This window comes from Streptosporangium sp. NPDC049078 (genome assembly GCF_040648855.1).
Taxonomy (GTDB): domain Bacteria; phylum Actinomycetota; class Actinomycetes; order Streptosporangiales; family Streptosporangiaceae; genus Streptosporangium.
Map to the genome: position 1 here is coordinate 25,659 of NZ_JBEZEL010000029.1, position 18,706 is coordinate 44,364.

At 70.8% G+C, this 18,706-nt stretch carries 15 protein-coding genes; 9 read left to right on the forward strand and 6 right to left on the reverse strand.

The features are described 5' to 3' along the window. Positions 1–7: 7 nt before the first annotated feature. Together AB0B90_RS36510 and pdhA are read right to left on the reverse strand one after the other, a co-directional pair. Positions 8–985, reverse strand: coding sequence for an alpha-ketoacid dehydrogenase subunit beta (locus tag AB0B90_RS36510; protein ID WP_362926532.1), 978 nt, complete (start codon positions 983–985; stop codon positions 8–10). Further along, the gene (pdhA, locus tag AB0B90_RS36515; RefSeq protein ID WP_350950148.1) at positions 982–2,073 is read right to left on the reverse strand and encodes a pyruvate dehydrogenase (acetyl-transferring) E1 component subunit alpha; all 1,092 of its coding nucleotides are present in this window, start codon (positions 2,071–2,073) and stop codon (positions 982–984) included. Before pdhA ends, AB0B90_RS36510 begins: the two co-directional genes overlap by 4 nt. Before the next feature lie 410 nt (positions 2,074–2,483). Here pdhA and purS point away from each other — a divergent pair, with 410 nt between their 5' ends. The 4 genes from purS to purL all read left to right on the forward strand — a co-directional run bounded on the left by purS (position 2,484) and on the right by purL (position 6,536). Then, positions 2,484–2,729 carry a phosphoribosylformylglycinamidine synthase subunit PurS gene (purS, locus tag AB0B90_RS36520; protein WP_350950147.1) on the forward strand — a complete coding sequence of 82 codons (246 nt, stop codon included), beginning with the start codon at positions 2,484–2,486 and terminating at the stop codon, positions 2,727–2,729. 175 nt (positions 2,730–2,904) lie between these two features. Continuing rightward, a complete protein-coding gene (locus AB0B90_RS36525) occupies positions 2,905–3,339 on the forward strand; it encodes an ATP-binding protein (RefSeq protein ID WP_362926533.1) in 435 nt (144 codons plus the stop codon). Positions 3,340–3,600: 261 nt separating this feature from the next. Beyond that, on the forward strand, positions 3,601–4,284 hold the full coding sequence (gene purQ, locus AB0B90_RS36530) for a phosphoribosylformylglycinamidine synthase subunit PurQ (protein ID WP_350950145.1): 684 nt from the start codon (positions 3,601–3,603) through the stop codon (positions 4,282–4,284). Continuing rightward, entirely contained in the window at positions 4,281–6,536 is a 2,256-nt protein-coding gene (gene purL / locus AB0B90_RS36535) for a phosphoribosylformylglycinamidine synthase subunit PurL (RefSeq protein WP_350950144.1), read from the forward strand. The genes purQ and purL overlap by 4 nt, the downstream gene beginning before the upstream one ends. 399 nt (positions 6,537–6,935) lie before the next feature. On the opposite strand, the gene AB0B90_RS36540 is transcribed toward purL, so the two are convergent. Further along, positions 6,936–8,003 carry a hypothetical protein gene (locus AB0B90_RS36540; protein WP_362926534.1) on the reverse strand — a complete coding sequence of 356 codons (1,068 nt, stop codon included), beginning with the start codon at positions 8,001–8,003 and terminating at the stop codon, positions 6,936–6,938. Positions 8,004–8,246: 243 nt separating this feature from the next. Between AB0B90_RS36540 and AB0B90_RS36545 the strand changes: the two genes are divergently transcribed. From AB0B90_RS36545 to AB0B90_RS36555, 3 genes are read left to right on the forward strand one after another with little or no spacing between them, the layout of a single operon-like run. Continuing rightward, positions 8,247–10,304: an adenylate/guanylate cyclase domain-containing protein gene (locus tag AB0B90_RS36545; protein WP_362926535.1), complete on the forward strand. Its 2,058-nt coding sequence runs from the start codon at positions 8,247–8,249 to the stop codon at positions 10,302–10,304. Between the two features lie 57 nt (positions 10,305–10,361). Then, positions 10,362–11,030: a Crp/Fnr family transcriptional regulator gene (locus tag AB0B90_RS36550; protein ID WP_350950141.1), complete on the forward strand. Its 669-nt coding sequence runs from the start codon at positions 10,362–10,364 to the stop codon at positions 11,028–11,030. 42 nt (positions 11,031–11,072) lie between these two features. Further along, the gene (locus AB0B90_RS36555) at positions 11,073–12,557 is read left to right on the forward strand and encodes an MFS transporter (RefSeq protein WP_362926536.1); all 1,485 of its coding nucleotides are present in this window, start codon (positions 11,073–11,075) and stop codon (positions 12,555–12,557) included. On the opposite strand, the gene AB0B90_RS36560 is transcribed toward AB0B90_RS36555, so the two are convergent. Further along, positions 12,543–13,208 carry a TetR family transcriptional regulator gene (locus AB0B90_RS36560; protein WP_350950172.1) on the reverse strand — a complete coding sequence of 222 codons (666 nt, stop codon included), beginning with the start codon at positions 13,206–13,208 and terminating at the stop codon, positions 12,543–12,545. The two genes, AB0B90_RS36555 and AB0B90_RS36560, sit on opposite strands and share 15 nt — an antisense overlap. Positions 13,209–13,290: 82 nt before the next feature. Between AB0B90_RS36560 and AB0B90_RS36565 the strand changes: the two genes are divergently transcribed. Continuing rightward, positions 13,291–14,727, forward strand: a complete 1,437-nt coding sequence (locus AB0B90_RS36565; protein WP_362926537.1) for an MFS transporter — start codon at positions 13,291–13,293, stop codon at positions 14,725–14,727. 82 nt (positions 14,728–14,809) lie between these two features. Here AB0B90_RS36565 and AB0B90_RS36570 read toward each other — a convergent pair whose 3' ends face one another. Beyond that, positions 14,810–16,909, reverse strand: coding sequence for a PhoX family phosphatase (locus tag AB0B90_RS36570; protein ID WP_362926538.1), 2,100 nt, complete (start codon positions 16,907–16,909; stop codon positions 14,810–14,812). Positions 16,910–17,149: 240 nt separating this feature from the next. Here AB0B90_RS36570 and AB0B90_RS36575 point away from each other — a divergent pair, with 240 nt between their 5' ends. After that, positions 17,150–17,596, forward strand: coding sequence for a sterol carrier family protein (locus AB0B90_RS36575; RefSeq protein WP_362521879.1), 447 nt, complete (start codon positions 17,150–17,152; stop codon positions 17,594–17,596). A 52-nt stretch (positions 17,597–17,648) separates the two neighbouring features. On the opposite strand, the gene AB0B90_RS36580 is transcribed toward AB0B90_RS36575, so the two are convergent. Continuing rightward, positions 17,649–18,542 (reverse strand): hypothetical protein, encoded by an 894-nt coding sequence (locus AB0B90_RS36580; protein WP_362926539.1) that lies wholly within the window; start codon positions 18,540–18,542, stop codon positions 17,649–17,651. Between the last annotated feature and the right edge of the window lie 164 nt (positions 18,543–18,706).

Sequence of the window (18,706 nt, forward strand, 5' to 3'; positions counted from 1 at the left end):
CCCCTCCTCAGAACGCGAACGCGCGGTCGACGGCGTGCAGGACCCGGTCCAGGTCGGGCAGGTAGTGGTCCTCGAGCCGCGAGGGCGGGTAGGGGGTGGAGGGTCCGCCGACCCTCAGGACCGGCGCCTCCAGGTGGTAGAAGCACTCCTCGGTGACGCGGGCGGCGACCTCGGCGCCGAAGCCGTTGAAGACGGGCGCCTCGTGCACCACGACGCAGCGCCCGGTCGCGCGCACCGACTCGGTGACCTTCGCGATGTCGAGCGGGTTGAGCGAGCGCAGGTCGACGACCTCCAGGGAGCGGCCGTCCTCCTCGGCCGCCTTCGCGGCCTCCAGACAGGTCTTCACCATCGGCCCGTACGCGAGCAGGGTGAGGTCCGTCCCCGGCCGCGCCACCCTGGCCTCGTCGAAGGGCGGCCAGCCGGAGGAGTCGACGTCCACCTCGGCCTTCTCCCAGTAGCGCCGCTTGGGCTCGAAGAAGATCACCGGATCGTCGCAGCGGATCGCCTGCTGGATCATGGTGTAGGCGTCGGCCGGGTTGGAGCAGGCCACGACGCGCAGGCCCGCGGTGTGGGTGAAGTATGCCTCGGGCGACTCGCTGTGGTGCTCCACCGCGCCGATGCCCCCGCCGCACGGAATCCGTACGACGACCGGCAGCCTCAGCTTGCCCAGCGAGCGCAGCGGCATCTTGGCGAGCTGCGTGATGATCTGGTCGGCCGCGGGGAAGACGAACCCGTCGAACTGGATCTCGCAGACCGGGCGGTAGCCGCGCAGCGCCAGGCCGATGGCCGTCCCGACGATGCCCGACTCGGCCAGGGGGGTGTCGATGACCCGCTGCTCGCCGAAGTCCTTCTGCAGGCCGTCCGTCACCCGGAACACCCCGCCGAGCTTGCCCACGTCCTCCCCCATCACGAGGACCTTGTGGTCGTCCTCCATGGCCTTGCGCATCCCCTCGTTGAGCGCCTTGGCCATCGTGAGAATGCTCATGCCTCGAACCCCTCCAGGTAGGTGGCGAACTCGGCACGCTCGGCGTCGATCAGGGAGTGCCGCTCGGCGTAGACGTGGTCGAAGATGGCCGACGGTTCCGGGTCGGGCAGTTCGAGACAGCGTTTGCGGACGTCACGTCCCAGCTCGTCGGCCTCGGCGTCGACCGCGTCGAAGAACTCCTGGTCGGCGAGCTGGTTCTTGAACATGTAGGCCCTGACCCGCTCGATCGGGTCCTTGAGCTTCCACGCCTCCAGTTCGGCGGCCACCCGGTAGCGGGTCGGGTCGTCGGAGGTGGTGTGGGCGCCCATCCGGTAGGTGAAGGCCTCGATGAGCATGGGCCCCTGCCCGGACCTGGCGTCGGCGAGCGCCTTGCGGGTGACGGCGAGGCAGGCGAGGACGTCGTTGCCGTCGACACGGACGCCGGGGAACCCGAACCCGCTCGCCCTGCGGTACAGGGGGATGCGCGACTGCTTCTCCAGCGGTTCCGAGATCGCCCACTGGTTGTTCTGGCAGAAGAACACCACCGGCGCGTTGAACACCGACGCCCAGATGAACGACTCGTTCACGTCCCCCTGGGAGGTGGCGCCGTCGCCGAAGTAGACGATGCTCGCGGCCTCGGCGCCGTCGCGCTGGATGCCCATCGCGTAGCCGACCGCGTGCAGGGTCTGGCTGCCGATCACGATGGTGTAGAGGTGGAAGTTGTGCTCGGCGGGGTCCCAGCCTCCGTGGTTGACGCCGCGGAACAGGCCGAGCAGGTTGACCGGGTCGACCCCCCTGCACCAGGCCACCCCGTGCTCGCGGTAGGTCGGGAAGGCCATGTCGGCCTCGGTCAGCGCCCGGCCGGAGCCGATCTGCGCGGCCTCCTGCCCGAGCAACGAGGCCCAGAGCCCCAGCTCGCCCTGGCGTTGCAGTGCGACGGCCTCCAGGTCGACGCGGCGGACCAGGACCAGGTCCCGGTAGAGCCCGCGGATCTCCTCGGGTGTCAGATCTATGTCGTAGTCGGGATGCTCGACCCGTTCTCCCTCGGGGGTCAGCAGCTGGATGAGCTCCGGAGGTGCTTCCGCACCACGAGAGGCGTCGGCTGTCACGTGCCACTCCTGTGTGCTCGGGGCCGTCTGGATGGGTTCTCCACCGTCGTCCGGCCGATTCGCGACGCGTTCGACCCTTCTGGTGGTGGTTCGTCCGCGCTTGTGGCCATCGTGGCAGAGGTCACATACCTGTGCGCAAGACCTGCCTCGACGTCCATATGCTCCCCGTTCCCCGCGCGTCCCCTTTCACCCACCCGTACCTCCACGCGAGATCCGGCGTATCGCCTGCCACGTCGGGGATCCAGGGGTGTCACCCGCCGCCGGGTCCCTTCATCCGCGAGATCCGCGACCGTTCACCGTCCGTGACCTCTCGCGCGGGATCCCTGGGTCCGGCCCCCGCACCGGAGCGCGGCCGGAGCCCGTTACTCTTGAGGCGCCGGACCGTCCCCGTCTCAACCAGGAGGAACACCGTGGCGCGCGTCATCGTCGACGTCATGCTGAAGCCCGAGATTCTCGACGCGCAGGGGCAGGCGATCGCCCGTGCACTGCCGCGGCTCGGCTTCGCGGGTGTCTCAGCGGTACGGCAGGGCAAGCGATTCGAGGTGGAGCTCGAAGGGCCCGCCGACGAGGCGGCAATTGCGGACGTCCGAAAAATGGCCGAGACCCTCCTCGCCAACACGGTGATCGAGGACTACACCGTCACCGTCGAGTCCTAGGCCGTCACTCCACGCAGATCGACTGCACAAATCCGGTTATATCCGGCTTTAGGGGCTGAGCAATCCCACGGCTTGACCACCAGTCAATAACATTACGGTTATTTTGCGGTTAGCCCGGATTCTGCAGGGAAGCCTTCACAAGGTGACGTCTGACCCCGGGAGGAAACCGGTGGACATGGAGTTCTCGCTGGCTCTGCCACGACAGGCCGTCGGTATACCGATGGTCCGCAGGGCGCTCGGTGACTCCCTGCGCTCGCTCGGCGTCACCGAAGACTGCGTCTCCGACATCCTGCTGGCGGTGACCGAGGCGTGCGCCAACGCCGTGAGACACGGAGGTCCGGCCACCCGCTACGAGGTCGAGACCACCATCGGCCACGGCCGCTGCGACGTCCGCATCATCGACCGGGGCCAGGGCCTCGTCCGGGTGCCCGAGCACTACCCGCCGACCGACGCCGAGAACGGCAGGGGCCTGCTGATCATGCAGGCTGTGGTCGACGAGATCTCCTTCGACATCACTCCCGGCCGCGGGACCGTCGTGCACCTGTGCAAGCACCTCGACTGGGACCACGACGCCGCCTACCTCCGCGACCGGATGCTCGCCGCCGTCTGAAGGCCCGCCCGGCCGCGCACCCGAGGCCGTACAAGATCGTAGAAGGCCGTACGAACCCGGCCACCGCCCGCTGAGCTGTGCGATCGGACACTCCGCGGCTGAGCGCCCACCGGGAGCGGATAACCTGGGAGCACCGCCGCGGACCGACGTCCGAGTGTGTGAGACGCCGGCGCGGTGCTCGTTTGTGGAGGGGAACGCTGTCTTGACTTCTTCCCCCACGGCTGAAGCCGAAGGCAGGGTCTCCGCGCTGAAAGGAACACGATGAGTGCTGCCCGCGTGGGCGTGGTCACTTTTCCCGGAACTCTCGACGATCAGGACGCGGCTCGCGCCGTGCGCCACGCGGGCGGTGAGGCCGTCCCGCTGTGGCACGCCGACCCCGACCTCAAGGGAGTCGACGCGGTCTTCCTGCCCGGCGGATTCTCCTACGGAGACTACCTGCGCTGCGGGGCCATCTCCAGGTTCGCGCCGCTGATGGAGGAGCTGATCCCCGCCGCCAGGGCCGGGCTGCCGGTGCTCGGCACCTGCAACGGCTTCCAGATCCTCTGCGAGGCCCACCTGCTGCCCGGGGCGCTGATGCGCAACGCCGGGCTGCACTACGTCTGCCGCGACCAGGGCATCCGGGTCGAGAACACCGCCACCCCCTGGACCTCCGACTTCACCGAGGGTCAGGAGATCGTGCTGCCGATCAAGCACGGCGAGGGCCGCTACGTCGCCGACGAGGCGACCCTGAGCGCCTTGGAGGCGGGCGGACAGGTCGTCTTCAGGTACGCGGGCGGCAACCCCAACGGCTCCCTGAACGACATCGCGGGCATCCGCAACGAGGCCGGAAACATCGTCGGGCTCATGCCGCACCCCGAGCACGCCGTCGAGGACCTCACCGGCGCCCCGAGCGTCGACGGCCGCGGCTTCTTCTCCTCGATCCTGAAGAATCTGGTGAACGCATGAGTCTCGACACCGTCAAGCGGGCCGAGGACACCCCGGACGAGCGCCAGCCGTACGCCGAGCTGGGCATGAAGCTCGACGAGTACGAGCGGGTCCGCCAGATCCTCGGCCGCCGGCCCACCGGCTCCGAGCTCGCCATCTACAGCGTCATGTGGAGCGAGCACTGCTCCTACAAGTCGTCCAAGGTGCACCTGCGCCAGTTCGGCACCAAGGCTCCCAAATCGGAGGCGCTGCTCGTCGGGATGGGGGAGAACGCCGGGGTCGTGGACATCGGCGACGGCTGGGCCGCCACCTTCAAGATCGAGTCGCACAACCACCCGTCCTATGTCGAGCCTCACCAGGGCGCGGCGACCGGCGTCGGCGGCATCGTCCGCGACATCATGTCGATGGGCGCCCGGCCGATCGCGGTGATGGACGCGCTCCGTTTCGGCGCGGCCGACGCCCACGACACCCGCCGGGTGCTGCCCGGCGTGGTCGAGGGCATCAGCCACTACGGCAACTGCCTGGGCCTGCCCAACATCGGCGGCGAGGTCGTCTTCGACCCCTGCTACATCGGCAACCCGCTGGTCAACGCCCTGTGCGTCGGCCTGCTGCGCAAGGACCAGATCAAGCTCGCGGTGGCACCGGGGCCCGGCAACAAGGTCGTCCTGTTCGGCGCCCTCACCGGCCCCGACGGCATCGGCGGCGCGTCCGTGCTCGCCTCGGCCACGTTCGAGGACGAGTCGCAGGCCAAGCGTCCCAGCGTCCAGGTCGGCGACCCCTTCATGGAGAAGCTGCTGATCGAGTGCTGCCTGGAGCTGTACCAGGCGGACGTGGTCGTCGGCATCCAGGACCTCGGCGCCGCAGGCGTCTCCTGCGCGACCACCGAGCTCGCGGCCAAGGGCACCGGCGGCATGGACGTCAGGCTCGACCTCGTACCGCTGCGCGATCCCTCGCTGCGGCCCGAGGAGATCCTGATGAGCGAGTCGCAGGAGCGCATGATGGCGGTCGTCACCCCCGACGACATCGATGCCTTCATGGCGATCTGCGCGAAGTGGGACATCCCCGCGACCGTGATCGGCGAGGTCACCGACTCCAGCCGCCTCGTGATGACCTGGCACGGCGAGACCATCGTCGACATCCCGCCGGGCACCGCGGCCGACGAGGGCCCGGTCTACGAGCGGCCGTTCCACGAGCCCGCCGGCCAGGTCGCGCTGAACGGCGACGTCCCCGGCCGTCTCGCCCGCCCTGCCGACCTGCGCGCGGCGCTGCTCGAACTCCTCGGCTCGCCGAACCTCGCGTCCAAGGAGTGGGTCACCTCCCAGTACGACCGGTACGTCCGCGGCAACACCGTGCTGGCCCAGCCCGCCGACGCGGGCGTGTTGCGCATCAGCGAGGCGATGCCCGGCGCCGAGGAGACGACCAGGGGCATCGCGCTCGCCACCGACGGCAACGGCCGCTACACCCGCCTCGACCCGTACGCGGGTGCACAGCTCGCCCTCTCCGAGGCGTACCGGAACGTGGCCGTGACCGGCGCGACGCCGCTCGCGGTGACGAACTGCCTCAACTTCGGCTCCCCCGAGGACCCCGAGGTCATGTGGCAGTTCTCCGAGGCCGTGCGCGGTCTCGCCGACGCCTGCAAGACCCTCGGCGTCCCGGTGACCGGCGGCAACGTCTCGTTCTACAACCAGACGGGATCCGTGCCGATCCACCCGACGCCGGTCGTCGGCGTGCTGGGCGTCATCGACGACGTGGCCTCGCGGGTTCGCAGCGGCTTCACCGGCGACGGCGACAGGATCGTCCTGCTCGGCGAGACCGAGGAGGAGTTCGGCGGCTCGGAGTGGGCGCACGTGGCCCACGGCCACCTCGGCGGCCTGCCGCCCGTGGCGCGGCTGGAGTCGGAGCGCGACCTCGCCCTCGTCCTGACGGAGGCCGCCTCACAGGGGTTGCTCACCGGTTCTCACGACCTGTCGGACGGCGGGCTCGCCATCGCCCTCGCCGAGGCGTGCATCGCCCAGGGCGTGGGCTGCGAGGTCTCCTTGACGGGCGACGACGCGTTCGTCGACCTGTTCAGCGAGTCGTCGGCCCGCGCGCTGGTGACCGTCGCGCCGGAGTCGTTCGACGCCTTCGCGCAGCTGTGCGCGGCCCGCGACGTGCCCTGCTACGGCCTGGGCACCACCGGTGGCGACGCGCTGAAGGTGGAGGGCGTCCTGGAGATCCCGGTCGCCGAGCTCAGGGAGACCCACACGTCCACCCTGCCGGGCATCTTCGGCTGATCCTCGTACGAGATCCCTGGGATCCCTGGGATCTCGGAGGTTTTTGGGAGGTCGGGCCCCTCACCGTCGTGTGACGGTGAGGGGCCCGACCGATCTATATGGATCACACGGTCGGCGCGGGGAGACGGCGTGATGAGGACGGTGAGTCCGCATCGCGCCGCCCGCCCTTCGCGTTCCCGCGAAAACAGGTCGGACGGATCACGTGGGTCGCGCTCCCGTGAAAACGGGTCCGGCGACCGGACGGATCACGAGGACGGCGCCCGGGCACGAGGATTCCCCTCCCGTGACCGCCACCGGTGGCGTCACACGGTGGATCGCGCGGCCGTCCGCGTTCCACGGCAGGTGAGAGGCCCTGACAGCCGTCCGGGATCTCTCACTGCCGTGGAGTGCCGCCGGAGATCAGGAGGCGCTCATGCAGAGCGCGTAGGCGGTGCCGCTGGTGTTCTTGCCCGCCACGGTCCAGCCGCCGCCGCTGGGCAGGCTCGCGTAGATCTGACCCGAACCGCTGCCGCTGCTGTTGAAGCCGCCACCCGTGACGACCTTGCCGGAACCGCAGCTCACGGTCTTGCTTCCGCCCTGACCGCCGAAGCTGAAGGAGTCGGTGACGGTGGTGATGGTCGGGACGGCGCCCTTGCCGTCCTTACCGTCCTTGCCGTCCGCGCCGTCCTTACCCGCGGGACCGGCAGGACCGGCGGGACCCGCGGGACCGGCCGGACCCTGAGCGCCCTTGGCACCGTCCTTGCCGTCGGCACCGTCCTTGCCGGGAAGACCAGGCTTACCGTCCGCACCGTCCTTGCCGGGAAGACCAGGCTTACCGTCGGCACCGTCCTTGCCGGGAAGACCAGGCTTACCGTCCGCACCGGGCTTGCCGGGGAGACCGTCCTTACCGTCCTTGCCGTTGTAGCCGTTCCGGCCGTCCTTGCCGTCCTTGCCGGGGAGACCGGGCTTACCGTCCACACCGTTCTTGCCCGGAAGGCCGTCCTTGCCGTCGGCGCCCTTCGGGCCCTGGGCCCCGGCGTCGCCCTTCGGGCCCTGCGGACCGGTGGCGCCGTCCTTGCCGTCCTCACCCTTCGGGCCCTGGGCCCCGGCGTCGCCCTTCGGGCCCTGCGGGCCGGTGGCGCCGTTCTTGCCGGGGAGACCGCGCAGCCCCTGCGGACCCTGCGGACCCTGCGGTCCGGCGTCGCCCTTGAGGCCCTGCGGACCGCGCTCGCCCTGCGGGCCGGCGCTGGCGATGCCCTGCTGCTGGGCCTCGCCCTGCTGCCCCCACCTGATCCGGATCTCGGTCGTCCTGCACTTGGCCGTCGCGTTGACGATCCGGGTGTAGCGCGTCTGCTTGTGAACGCACGCGTGAATCTCCGCGCCCGCCGACGAGGCGACGGCACTGCCGCCCGCGGTGAACAGCGTTCCTACGAGCACGCCAACGGTGACGGCGGCGAGCGAGCGTCCGCCCGGCAACCTGATAGCCACTGGGCTTCCTTTCTGCGACACCAGAGCCTGGTGTGATTGAAGAGGTACACGTAGTACACGTTTCAAGCGTTCCAAGGGTTGGCACGCCAAACATCACGCTTAGGCCTCGAAACCCTGCCGTTCGACTCGCCTGCCGACACCTGCCGCATACGGGATAATCGGGCCGTTCGGGGGAACCCGCCCGCTGGGCGCGGACGAACAAAGACAGGGAACCGACAGGGTTCTCCAGACGCGGAGGCCACCGTGCCGACCATCAACCCGGCAGACGCGGTCGCGGAAGACGCGAAAAACCGCGCCCGGCGGGAACCGTACCTTCCACCGGCGACCCAGCCGATCCGCACCGTGGTGTGGGCACTGCACCTGGCGCTGCCGATGCTCGGGCTCTGGCTGCTGCTCGCCGAGCCCGACCTGAACATTGTGTTGCAGGACAATCCCAGTCATTTCTGGCTGATCATCACCATCGCCGGGATCAACCTGGTCCTTGGGCTCATGGTCGGCGAGGCGTCGGCCCGGCGCTCGGACGCCCGCCTGCTGCTGGTCTCCCTGGTCTTCCTGAGTGGCGCGGGATCGTTCCTGGTGCACGGGCTGACCACGCCGGGGATCATCCTGGAGGGCACGAGCTACGGCTTCGACCTCTCCCATCCGGTCGGTCTTCTCGTCGCCTCGGTGTTCGCGTTCGCGTCGGCGCTGCCCCTGGGCGGGCGGGCGGCCGAGGCCGTGCTGAGAAACCAGATGTGGCTGCGCGGAGGACTCGCCGCCCTGATCATCGGGTGGGGAGTGGCCTGCCTGGTGCCGGACCTCACCCCGCTCAGCGGCTCGCCTCCCATGGGGACGGGCCTGGGCGGGCTGGAGTGGGCCGGGGTGGCTCTGTTCGCGGCGGCGTCGGCGATGATGTTCCAGCTGCACCGCAGGCGCCCGGCGGTCGTGCTGATCAGCCTGGTCACCGCGTACGCGCTCCTCGCCGAGGCGCTGGTCGCGGGGTTGTCCCACCGCAACTGGCACCTGTCGTGGTGGCTGTGGCACGCGCTGCTGACCACCGCGTTCGTCTTCGTCGCCTACAGCGCCTACCTGCAGTTCCGGCGGGAGGGCACCAGCGCGGGGCTGTTCGACTCGGTGGCGCTGTCGGCGACGGTCCGCAGGATCAGGGCCGACTACGAGGCCGCCCTGGAGGAGCTCGTCGGCCACCTGCGGCGCGGGGAGGAGAGCAGGGTCCCGATCGCGGACCGGCTGGCGGGCAAGTTCGGGCTCACCGAGTCGCAGGCGGCGGTGCTCGACCGGGCGGGTGAGGCGCTCGCCAACGAGCGGGAGCTGAGCGACCGGCTCGCGGCGCTGGCCGACATCGGCAGGCAGGCCCGGGTGGGCCTGCCGGAGAAGGAGATGCTCGCCCAGGGTCTCGACCGCGTCCGGCAGGCGTACGGGGACGTGCGGATCAAGCTGGTCGACAACGGCCGGGTCACCGTGAACTCCACGGAGTACGGCCGGCGGGACTTCCCCGAGGACCGGCCGATCCGGCTGGAGGGGAGGGTCGTCCACCCGCTGATGGTGAAGGGCAGGCTCGCCGGGGCGATCGAGGTGCCGGTCGGCAGGACCCCGCAGGACGAGGCGCTCGCCGCCACGCTCGCCGGCCAGATGTCCATCTCCCTGGAGAACGCCCGGCTCTACAGCGAGCTGGAGACCCTCTTCCGGCAGTACATGTCACCGGACGTGGCCCAGTCGCTGCTCGCCGACCCCCAGACCGCGGCGCTCGGTGGCGAGCTGGTGGAGCTCACCGCGCTCTTCGCCGACCTGAAGGGCTTCACGAGCTTCTCCGAGCGGGTGGCGCCCGGCGAGATCGTCGAGATGCTGAACCGCTACCACACCGCGGCCGTGCCCATCGTGCTCGGCAACGGCGGCACGATCGTGCAGTTCGTGGGTGACGCGCTGCTCGCGCTGTTCAACGCCCCGGCCCGGCAGGAGGACCACGCCCTCGCCGCGGTGCGGGCGGGCCTCGCGATGCAGCGGGCCGCCGAGGAGATCGCGGAGGGAATGCCCGGATATCCTCGCTTCAGAATTGGGATCAACACCGGTGAGGCGCTCGTCGGAAACATCGGCAGCCCCGAGTTGCGCGGTTTCAACGCGATGGGCGACTGCGTCAACGTGGCCGCCCGGCTTGAGGGGATCGCCGAGCCGGGCAGCGTCGTGATCGGCCAGAGCACCCTCGACCTGATCGGCTCCCGGGCCGAGACCCGATCGCTGGGCCCGCTCAGCCTCAAGGGAAGGGCGCAACCCGTCCATGCCTACGTACTGTCCGATCTCAGGTAAAAGTACCTTTCGCCGCGAGAGCGGCGCGCACACAATCGAAGTCGCCAGGAGGTGGTCATGATTTCTTCCCCCGAACCGGGCGAATTCATCACGTTGCTCACGGAGGACGAGGTGAAGGCCCTGTACGCCGCCGGGAGGCCCCGGCGCTGGGACAGGGGTGACACGCTGTGCACCGAGGGCGACGAGAGCGACTGGGTGCTCGTCCTCACCTCCGGCCGCGTCAAGGTCTCCTCGCACACCGCGGTCGGCAGTGAGGTGGTCCTCGCGGTACGAGGACCCGGTGCGCTGCTCGGCGAGTTCGCGGCGATCGACGGGCTGCCCAGGTCCGCCACGGTCACCGCCCTCGAACCCGTGGAGGGGATCACGGTCCGCGACTTCTCCTCGTACCTGCGCGACCACGGGAGGGTCGCCGTGCTGCTGATGCGGATGGTGATCGGCAAGATGCGCGACTCCGACCGCAAGCGCATCGAGTACGGCGCGTTCGACACCACGGGCCGGGTGGCCACCCGGCTGGTGGAGCTGGCCGAGCGGTACGGCGAGCCGGACAACGGCGGGGTGCGGGTGGCGTTGCCGCTCTCCCAGGACGAGCTCGCCGGCTGGACCGGGGCCTCCCGCGAGGCGGTCAGCAAGGCGCTGCGCTCCCTGCGCGATCGCGGGCTGATCGAGACGGGCCGGCGCCGCGTGATCATCCACGACATGGAGGGCCTGCGCAAACGGGCCCGCTGAGGGTCCGAGGGGCGAGGTGCAACGTCCGGCAGACTGGTAGGTATGGTCGCAATCCCCCAAGACCTACCCGGATCCCCCGAATACGCATCCAAGCTCCGCTACGCATGGCGGGTCTGCTCGGTCACCAGCCTCGGCCTGGTCTTGATCGGCATCTCCGGCAGCACCCTGAACGTGGCGCTTCCCACCGTGGTCAGGCACTTCCACGCCGACGCGTTCTCCGCGGGCTGGGTGCTGCTCGCCTTCCTGCTCGTCAACACCGCGACGCTGGTGTTCTTCGGCAGGGTGGCCGACCTGCTCGGGCGCCGGGAGATCTACCTCGCGGGGTTCGTCCTGTTCACCGTGGGATCACTGCTGGCCGGGCTCTCGCCGGGAATCTGGTTCCTGATCGCGATGCGCGTCGTGCAGGCGATCGGCGCCGCGATGATCCTCGCCAACGGCACCGTGATCATCACCGACGCCTTCCCGCCCGACCGGCTCAGCCAGGGCATGGGCGTCTACATCGGCACCCTCTCGGTCGCCCAGCTCGCCGGTCCCACCCTGGGCGGCCTCATCGCCGACACCGCGGGCTGGCAGTGGGTCTTCTGGATGAACGTGCCCGCGGGACTGATCGCCCTCGTCTGGGGCGCGTTCACGCTCCGCCACGTCTCGCGGGGGGCGCGCCGGCCGGTGGACGCGCTCGGCAACCTGATCGTGTTCGCCGCCCTCTCCGCGGCCCTGATCGCGCTGTCCGAGGCGGGATCGCGCGGCCTGTCGAGCCCCGTGGTGATCGTCGGCGCGGCGATCGCGGCGGTACTGGTGCCGGCGCTGGTCGTGGTGGAGCGCCGGGCCTCGCATCCCGTACTCGACGTGGGGCTGTTCGGCGAGCGCGTGCTCGCCTTCGCCAACCTCGCCTCCTTCTGCAACGCGCTGGCGCGCTCCGCGCTGATCCTGCTGGTCGCCCTCTACTTCCAGGCCGCCAGGGGCCTCGACGCCGTCACCGCGGCCCTGGGCGTGCTTCCCGTCCCGATCGGCATGGCCCTCGCCTCCCCGATCACCGGCGCCCTCGGCCGCCGCATCAGGCCGTACGCGCTCTCGGTGGGCGGCGCCCTGCTGAGCGCGACCGGGCTGGGCGTCCTGCTGCTGAACACCGCCCCCGCCACGCCGTACTGGATCATCGCGGTGGGCCTGTTCCTGTGCGGCTGCGGCAGCGGCACCTTCATGACCGGCAACACGACCCAGGTCATGTCCGCCCTGCCCGCGGGGAGCCTGGGCGTGGTGAACGGCTTCCGACTCATGATCATGAACGTCGGGATCGTGCTGAGCGTCGCCCTCACGCTCAGCGTCCTGACCGGCTCGGTCAGTGCCGGGCTGCGCGGCCAGGTCTACGCGGGCACGCTGTCGCGCCTCTCCCCCGTCGCCGTCGAGCACCTGATGACCGGCTTCCAGCGGACCTACGCCGTCCTGTTCGCCGTCGCGCTCACCGGTGTCCTCACGGCCGCCCTCGCCCGTCCCCGCCGCACGGGACGCGCGAGGTCAGCGCCCTCCTGAACGGGCGGAAAGCAGCTCGATGCCGGAGACGAGGACGTCGACGCCGAAGGTGTCGTAGAGATCGGGATCCCCGCCCTCGGAGAGGGGGACGGCCATCTCCACGATGTGCGGGTAGACGTCCGGCGGCAACGACTGGAGCCTGAGCCGCTTGAGGCGCATCCGCTCGGCCGCCTCCTGCTCGGAGACCCCGGGAGGGGAATGCCGCCCCGGCCCCGCCGCCAGCGCGATCGCCCCGCTGAGCAGGTACTGGGAGATCATGCAGCTCTCCTCGGGGGAGAACCCGCCGCGCTTGGCGAGACCGAGGGTCGTGTCCCAGACCTCCAGGAAGGTGGGCACCTCCGTGTGGTCCACCGCGTCCAGCACGTCCGCCGCGCACGGGTGGCGCCGGAGCACCCTGACCAGGCCCGCGACGAGCTCGCGGAGCCCTTCCTGCCACGGGCCCGTGTAGCCCCCCTCGATCACGAAGTCCTCGATCAGGTGGTCCGCCATGCCGACGGTCAGCTGCTCCTTGTTCTTGAAGTGCCAGTAGAGCGCCATCGGGGTGACGCCCAGCTCCTGGGCGAGCCTCCGGATGGTCACCGCCGGCAGTCCCTCGGCGTCGCCGATCTCCAGCGCCTGCTCGACGACCGCTTCACGGGTCAGTTTCCCCATCACGCTTGACAACTATACGCCGTACGGGTTCCACTGTACGCCGTACATGTACGACGTATAAGTACAACGTAGAGGACGGGGAATGACGGACACCCGCAGGTGGTGGGCGCTGGGAGCGATCTCACTGGCCACTTTCATGACATATCTCGACAACAACGTGGTGAACGTGGCGCTGCCGACGATCCAGCGTGACCTCGGGCTGAGCATCTCCGGGCTGGAATGGATCGTGAGCGGCTACATCCTGGTGTTCGCCGGGCTGATGCTCGTCGGCGGGCGCCTGGCCGACGTCTTCGGGCGGCGGCGCGTCTTCCTGATCGGCCTCGTCGTGTTCACCGCGGCGTCGTTCGCAGCCGGGATGGCCACCGACGGCGGCGTGTTGATCGCCACCAGGGCGGTGCAGGGTGTGGGAGCGGCTCTCCTCACCCCCACGGCGCTGGCACTGCTCACCTCGACCTTCCCCGACGGCAGGGAACGCGCCACGGCGGTCGGCCTGTGGAGCGCGATCGGCGCGCTGGCCCTCGCCCTCGGCCCGCTGACCGGCGGGTTGATCAGCGAACGCTGGCACTGGGGCTGGATCTACCTGATCAACGTGCCGATCGGGGCCGTGACGCTCGGCCTCGCTCTCTGGGCGATCAGGACGGCCCCGCGGGAGACCGTACGGCGCGGCCTCGACGTCCCGGGCCTGGTGACATCGAGCCTGACGCTGTTCGCGCTGACGTACGCGCTCATCGAGGGCGCGGGTGCCGGATGGGCCTCGCCGGAGATCCTGGGCGCCTTCGGGATCGCCGCCGTGTCGGCGCTGGCCTTCGTGACGATCGAACTCAGGAGCCGGGAGCCGATGATCGACCTGTCGCTGTTCCGGTCGCGGGTGTTCAGCGGGGGCACGCTGTCGATGGGCCTGTGGTCCTTCGGGGTGTTCGGGATCTATTTCTTCACCGCGCTGTACCTGCAGAACGCGCTGGGCTTCTCGCCGATCGAGGCCGGGGCCGCGTTCGTGCCGATGGCGCTGGTGATGGCCGTCACCGCCACCCTCGCCCCGAGACTGGACAGGGCGCTGGGAACCGCGCGGACCGTGGCGGCCGGGCTCCTGCTGATGGCCGTGTCGGTGTTCGGGATCTCGTTCATCGGGGAGGACGGGTCGTTCGGCGACCTGCTGCCGTGGTTCCTGGTCTACGGGCTGGGCGGCGGCATGCTGGTGCCGCTCACCACGGCGATCCTCGGCGCGCTGCCCGCCGGCAGGACGGGAGTCGCCTCGGGGGTGCTGAACGTCTCGCGCGAGGTCTTCGGCCTGCTCGGGATCACGGTCCTGGGGGCGATCCTCAACGCGCGGCAGTCCTCGCTCCTGGCCGAGGGCGTGGGACAGCTGACCGCCTTCCTGGACGCGTACCGGTACACACTGGTCGTCGCCGCGGCCATCGTGCTGGTGGGCGTGCCGGTCAGCCTGCTCTCCCTGCGGGCCTCCCGGACCGCGAACCCGCCCATGGCCGCCGAGGAGCGTCCGGCCGTACCGGTGGGCTAGGGAGGCTCCCGCCTACCGAGACCGCACATCTGGAACGGCACCGGCCCGCGCCCCTCCCGAGGGGCGCGGGCCGGCGGCCTGGTCAGGAGCCGATCTTGTCGCCCTTCGCGTGCCAGGCGACCACGACCGACGGGCGGGGCTGGGAGGTGCCGCCGTCGGGCCAGCGGCTGCTGGGGGCCTCAGGGGTGGCGCCGTTGGTCTCACCGGGGTGCTGTACGGCGACGAAGACGCTGCGCTGGTCCTCGCTGATCAGCGGGCCGCAGGTCTCGGCGCCGACCGGCACGCTCAGGAACTGCTTCAGGTGGCCGCGCTCGGGACCGCGGACCGGCATGACGAACAGGCCGTCGTTGGCGCCGAGCTGGCTGCCGTCGGTGGCGATCCAGAGATTGCCGTCCGCGTCGAAGGCGACGTTGTCGGGGCAGGAGATCGCCGAGACCTTGGTCTTGTCGAACCCCGCGAAGTAGGTCGCCGGGTCGTTCGGGTCTCCGCAGACCAGGGGCAGGGACCAGGCGAAGGTGGTGGCCCCGGCGTCGTCGCGCCGTTCGACGATCTCCAGGACGTGGCCGTGCTTGTTGGCCGGACGCGGGTTCGCCTCGTCCACCTGGGCCGGGGTCCGGTTGGTGTTGTTCGTCAGGGCCACGTAGACGCCGCCGGTGACGGGGTTGCGCTCCACGTCCTCGGGACGGTCCATCTTCGTCGCGCCGACCTTGTCGGCCGCCGTACGCGTGTGGACGAGCACCTCCTCGGCCGTCATCCCGGGAACGTGCGAGACCTTGCCGGTGACGAGCGGGATCCACTCGCCCGAACCGTCGAACCGCCCGTCGGCGGGAAGCGTGCCGGTGCCGTCGATCTCGGCGGCCGGGCTGTCGCCGGTGAACCTCGCCACGTACAGCGTGCCGTCGTCCAGCAGGGTCCGGTTGTGCCGGTCGAAGCCCCGGATGTAGCGCTGCCGGGAGACGAACTTGTAGACGTACTCGAACCGGGAGTCGTCGCCCATGTAGGCGACCACCCGGCCGTCGGCGGCGAGGGAGGTGGTGGCGCCCTCGTGGGCCATCCTGCCCAGGGCGGTGCGCTTGATCGGGGTGGAGTCGGGGTCGAACGGGTCGATCTCCACGATCCAGCCGGTGCGGTTGATCTCGTTCGGGTGCTTGGCCAGGTCGAAGCGCTCCTCGACCCGGTCGAACCTGCGGTTGCCGCTCGGGATGCCCGCGGTGGTGCTCACCCCGTACCGGGCGAGGTACGGCTTCTGCGCCTCGGGCACGCCGTTGCCGTTGACGAAGTACTGGTTGAAGTTCTCCTCGCCGCTGAGCACCGTGCCCCACGGCGTGGTGCCGCCCGCGCAGTTGTTCAGCATGCCGATCGGCGTGGTGCCCCGGGGGTCGGCCGCGGTCTTCAGCAGGGCGCTTCCGGCCGCCGGGCCGGTGAACTTCATCGGGGTCTGCACGGTGATGCGGCGGTTGTAACGGCGAGCGCCGTTGGTGACCAGCTTCCACTGGCCGGAGTTCTTCACCCGCTCGATCTCGACCACCGAACCGCCGTGCGCCGCCAGCGCGATCCTGATCTGCTCCTCCGTCGCGGCGGTGCCGTCCGTGTAGCCGCGGAACATGAGGTTCTCGTCGGTGTACTCGTGGTTGACCCAGAGCAGCCCCCGGTGCTGCCCCATCGGGAAGAGGGTGACGTAGTCGCAGTTGTAGCCGAACTGCTTGGCCTGCGCGGCGGCCGTCTGTCTCTCGAAGTCGAACGCGGGGGCGCCGGGCAGAACCGGGTCGCCCCAGCGCACCACGGCCGCCGACAGGTAGCCCGAGGGGACCGTCACCTTGTCGTCGGTGTTCGGCGCGATGGCGGTGAAGCGGAGGCCGTCCTGCCGGCCGGGGCCGTGGCCCGGACCGTGGCCTCCGCCGAGGGTCTTCGCGTTCACATCCGTGTCCGGGTCGGCGAGGGCGGGGGCCGCCGTACCGAGCCCGACGCCGGCGACGACCGCGCCCAGGGCACCGGCGCGCAGCATGCCCCTGCGGGTCATCGCCTCGGCGACCACGTCGCCGAAGTAGGTGTTGTCGCTGGTGTTCACCACATCGTGGGCGCACTGGTCACCGCAGCGGAACCGGCAGGTGAGCGCGCTGCGGCCCCCCTTGTGCGGGCTCGTGAGCAGGGGGAGCAGTCGGCGCGGTGACGTGTTCGCCACGGGGTCCTCCAAAAAGGGGCGAGGTCTTCCGGCCCGGAGGCTACGTGCGCCGACCGAACCTGAGGTGAACGACGTTTGCCGGGATAATGAACCGTCTGTCCGAATGAGCTGTTCAGGTGAGCGTCACGCCCCGGACGAGTGGCCGGTACGGGCCGCTCCGACACCGTCCGGAAGGCGCGAGTGGGTCCGGAGTCGTCCGCGTCGTCCGCAGGCGCGGCTCGGGCGGGCATCATGGAGGGCGTGCCACCTCACAAACCCGACCCGGCCAAGGTCCGCGCCGCTCTCGACACCCAGCTGAGCGCCCTCGACGAACCACCCTACGACGGGCCGGGAGGGCTCGCGGCGCTGCTCGGCGCCTGCGTGAGCGTGGTGCTGCGAGCCTTCGCCCGGGAGGTCCGCCCGGAGCGGGACATCACCCGCTTCGCCGTACGGCACCTGCTGGACGAGCTCGCGACGGCGGCCCCCGGCAGGACCGTCGAGGTCCGGGTCCCGCCCTACGCGGCGGTGCAGTGCGTGGAGGGGCCTCGACACACCCGGGGCACCCCGCCCAACGTGGTGGAGACCGACGCGCGCACCTGGCTGGAACTCGCCACCGGCGGCCTGACCTGGTCGGAGGCGACGGCGGCGGGAAAGATCGCGGCGAGCGGCGCCCGCGCCGACCTGTCCGGCCACCTGCCCCTGCGGTAACCCCGGTCCGGCCGTCCGCCCCTGCGACAACCCCCGGTCCGGCCGTCCGCCGTTACGGGGCGGGCCGCACCTGGACGCCGAACCTGTCCTCGATGCAGCGCCGCTGGAGCTCGGGAGGCAGGTTCATGCAGTCGCCGACCTTGCTGTAGACCCAGCTCAGGAACACCGCCGCGATCACCAGGGTGAGCAGGCTCAGCACGATTCCCACCCAGGCCCTGCCGGGAGCCGACCGCTTGGCGAGCGCGACGATGCCGATGATCAGGCCGACGACCGCCACCAGTACGCCGAAGCCGCAGACGACGAGCGAGAGGATCGCGACGATCCCGAGCACGAGCGCGGCGGTGCCCAGCTTCCCGCTGGACCGGCGCTCCTCGTCCGGATACGCCGGATACGGCGTGGGGTACGGATAGGCGGGCGCACCCGGCGGCGCCGGATACGGGGTGCCGGCATGGGGCTGCTGGGAGGGGTCGATCCCGGATGGCGGCACTCCCGGACCACCGTAGGGCTGCCCGGCCTGCTGCGCCTCCCCGTATCTCGGCTGCTCGTAGCGCGAGGGCGGGGTAGGAGGCTCGGGGGCCTCGGGGTGATGCGTCTCGGGCCTGCCGGACTCGCCGGAGGTCTCCGAGGCGCTCTCCCAGCCGGGGTAGGCGGACGGCGTGGTGCCGGGCACCGTGTAGGGCTGCCCCTCGGGCTCCCCGGCTCCCTCCGTCCCCTCCCGTGCTCCTTCGGGTGTCCTCTCGGGCGCCCCCTCGGGCGACGGGCCGATCGGCGCTCCCTGCGCCCCGGGACTTCCCGGGGTCCCGGAGGAGCCCGGCGTGACGTGCCGGCCGCTCCCCTGGTCGGGCGGGGGTACCTCGGGCGCGGTCGGCGTGTCCGGGTGCGGCGGCAGCCGCGGCTCCGTGGGAATGGAGGACGGTTTCCAGGTCGGCTCGTTGGGATCGGGCACGGGTGTTTCCGGGTCCGGCTCCTCCCACGGCTCGGGAACCGACGGCGTCGGGGGGTTCGGGGGGGGGGGGGCCCCCCCCCCCCCCCCCCCCCCCCCCCCCCGGCCCCCCCCCCCCCGCCCGGCCCCCCCCCGGGGCCCGCCCCCCCCCCCCCCCCCCGCGCGGG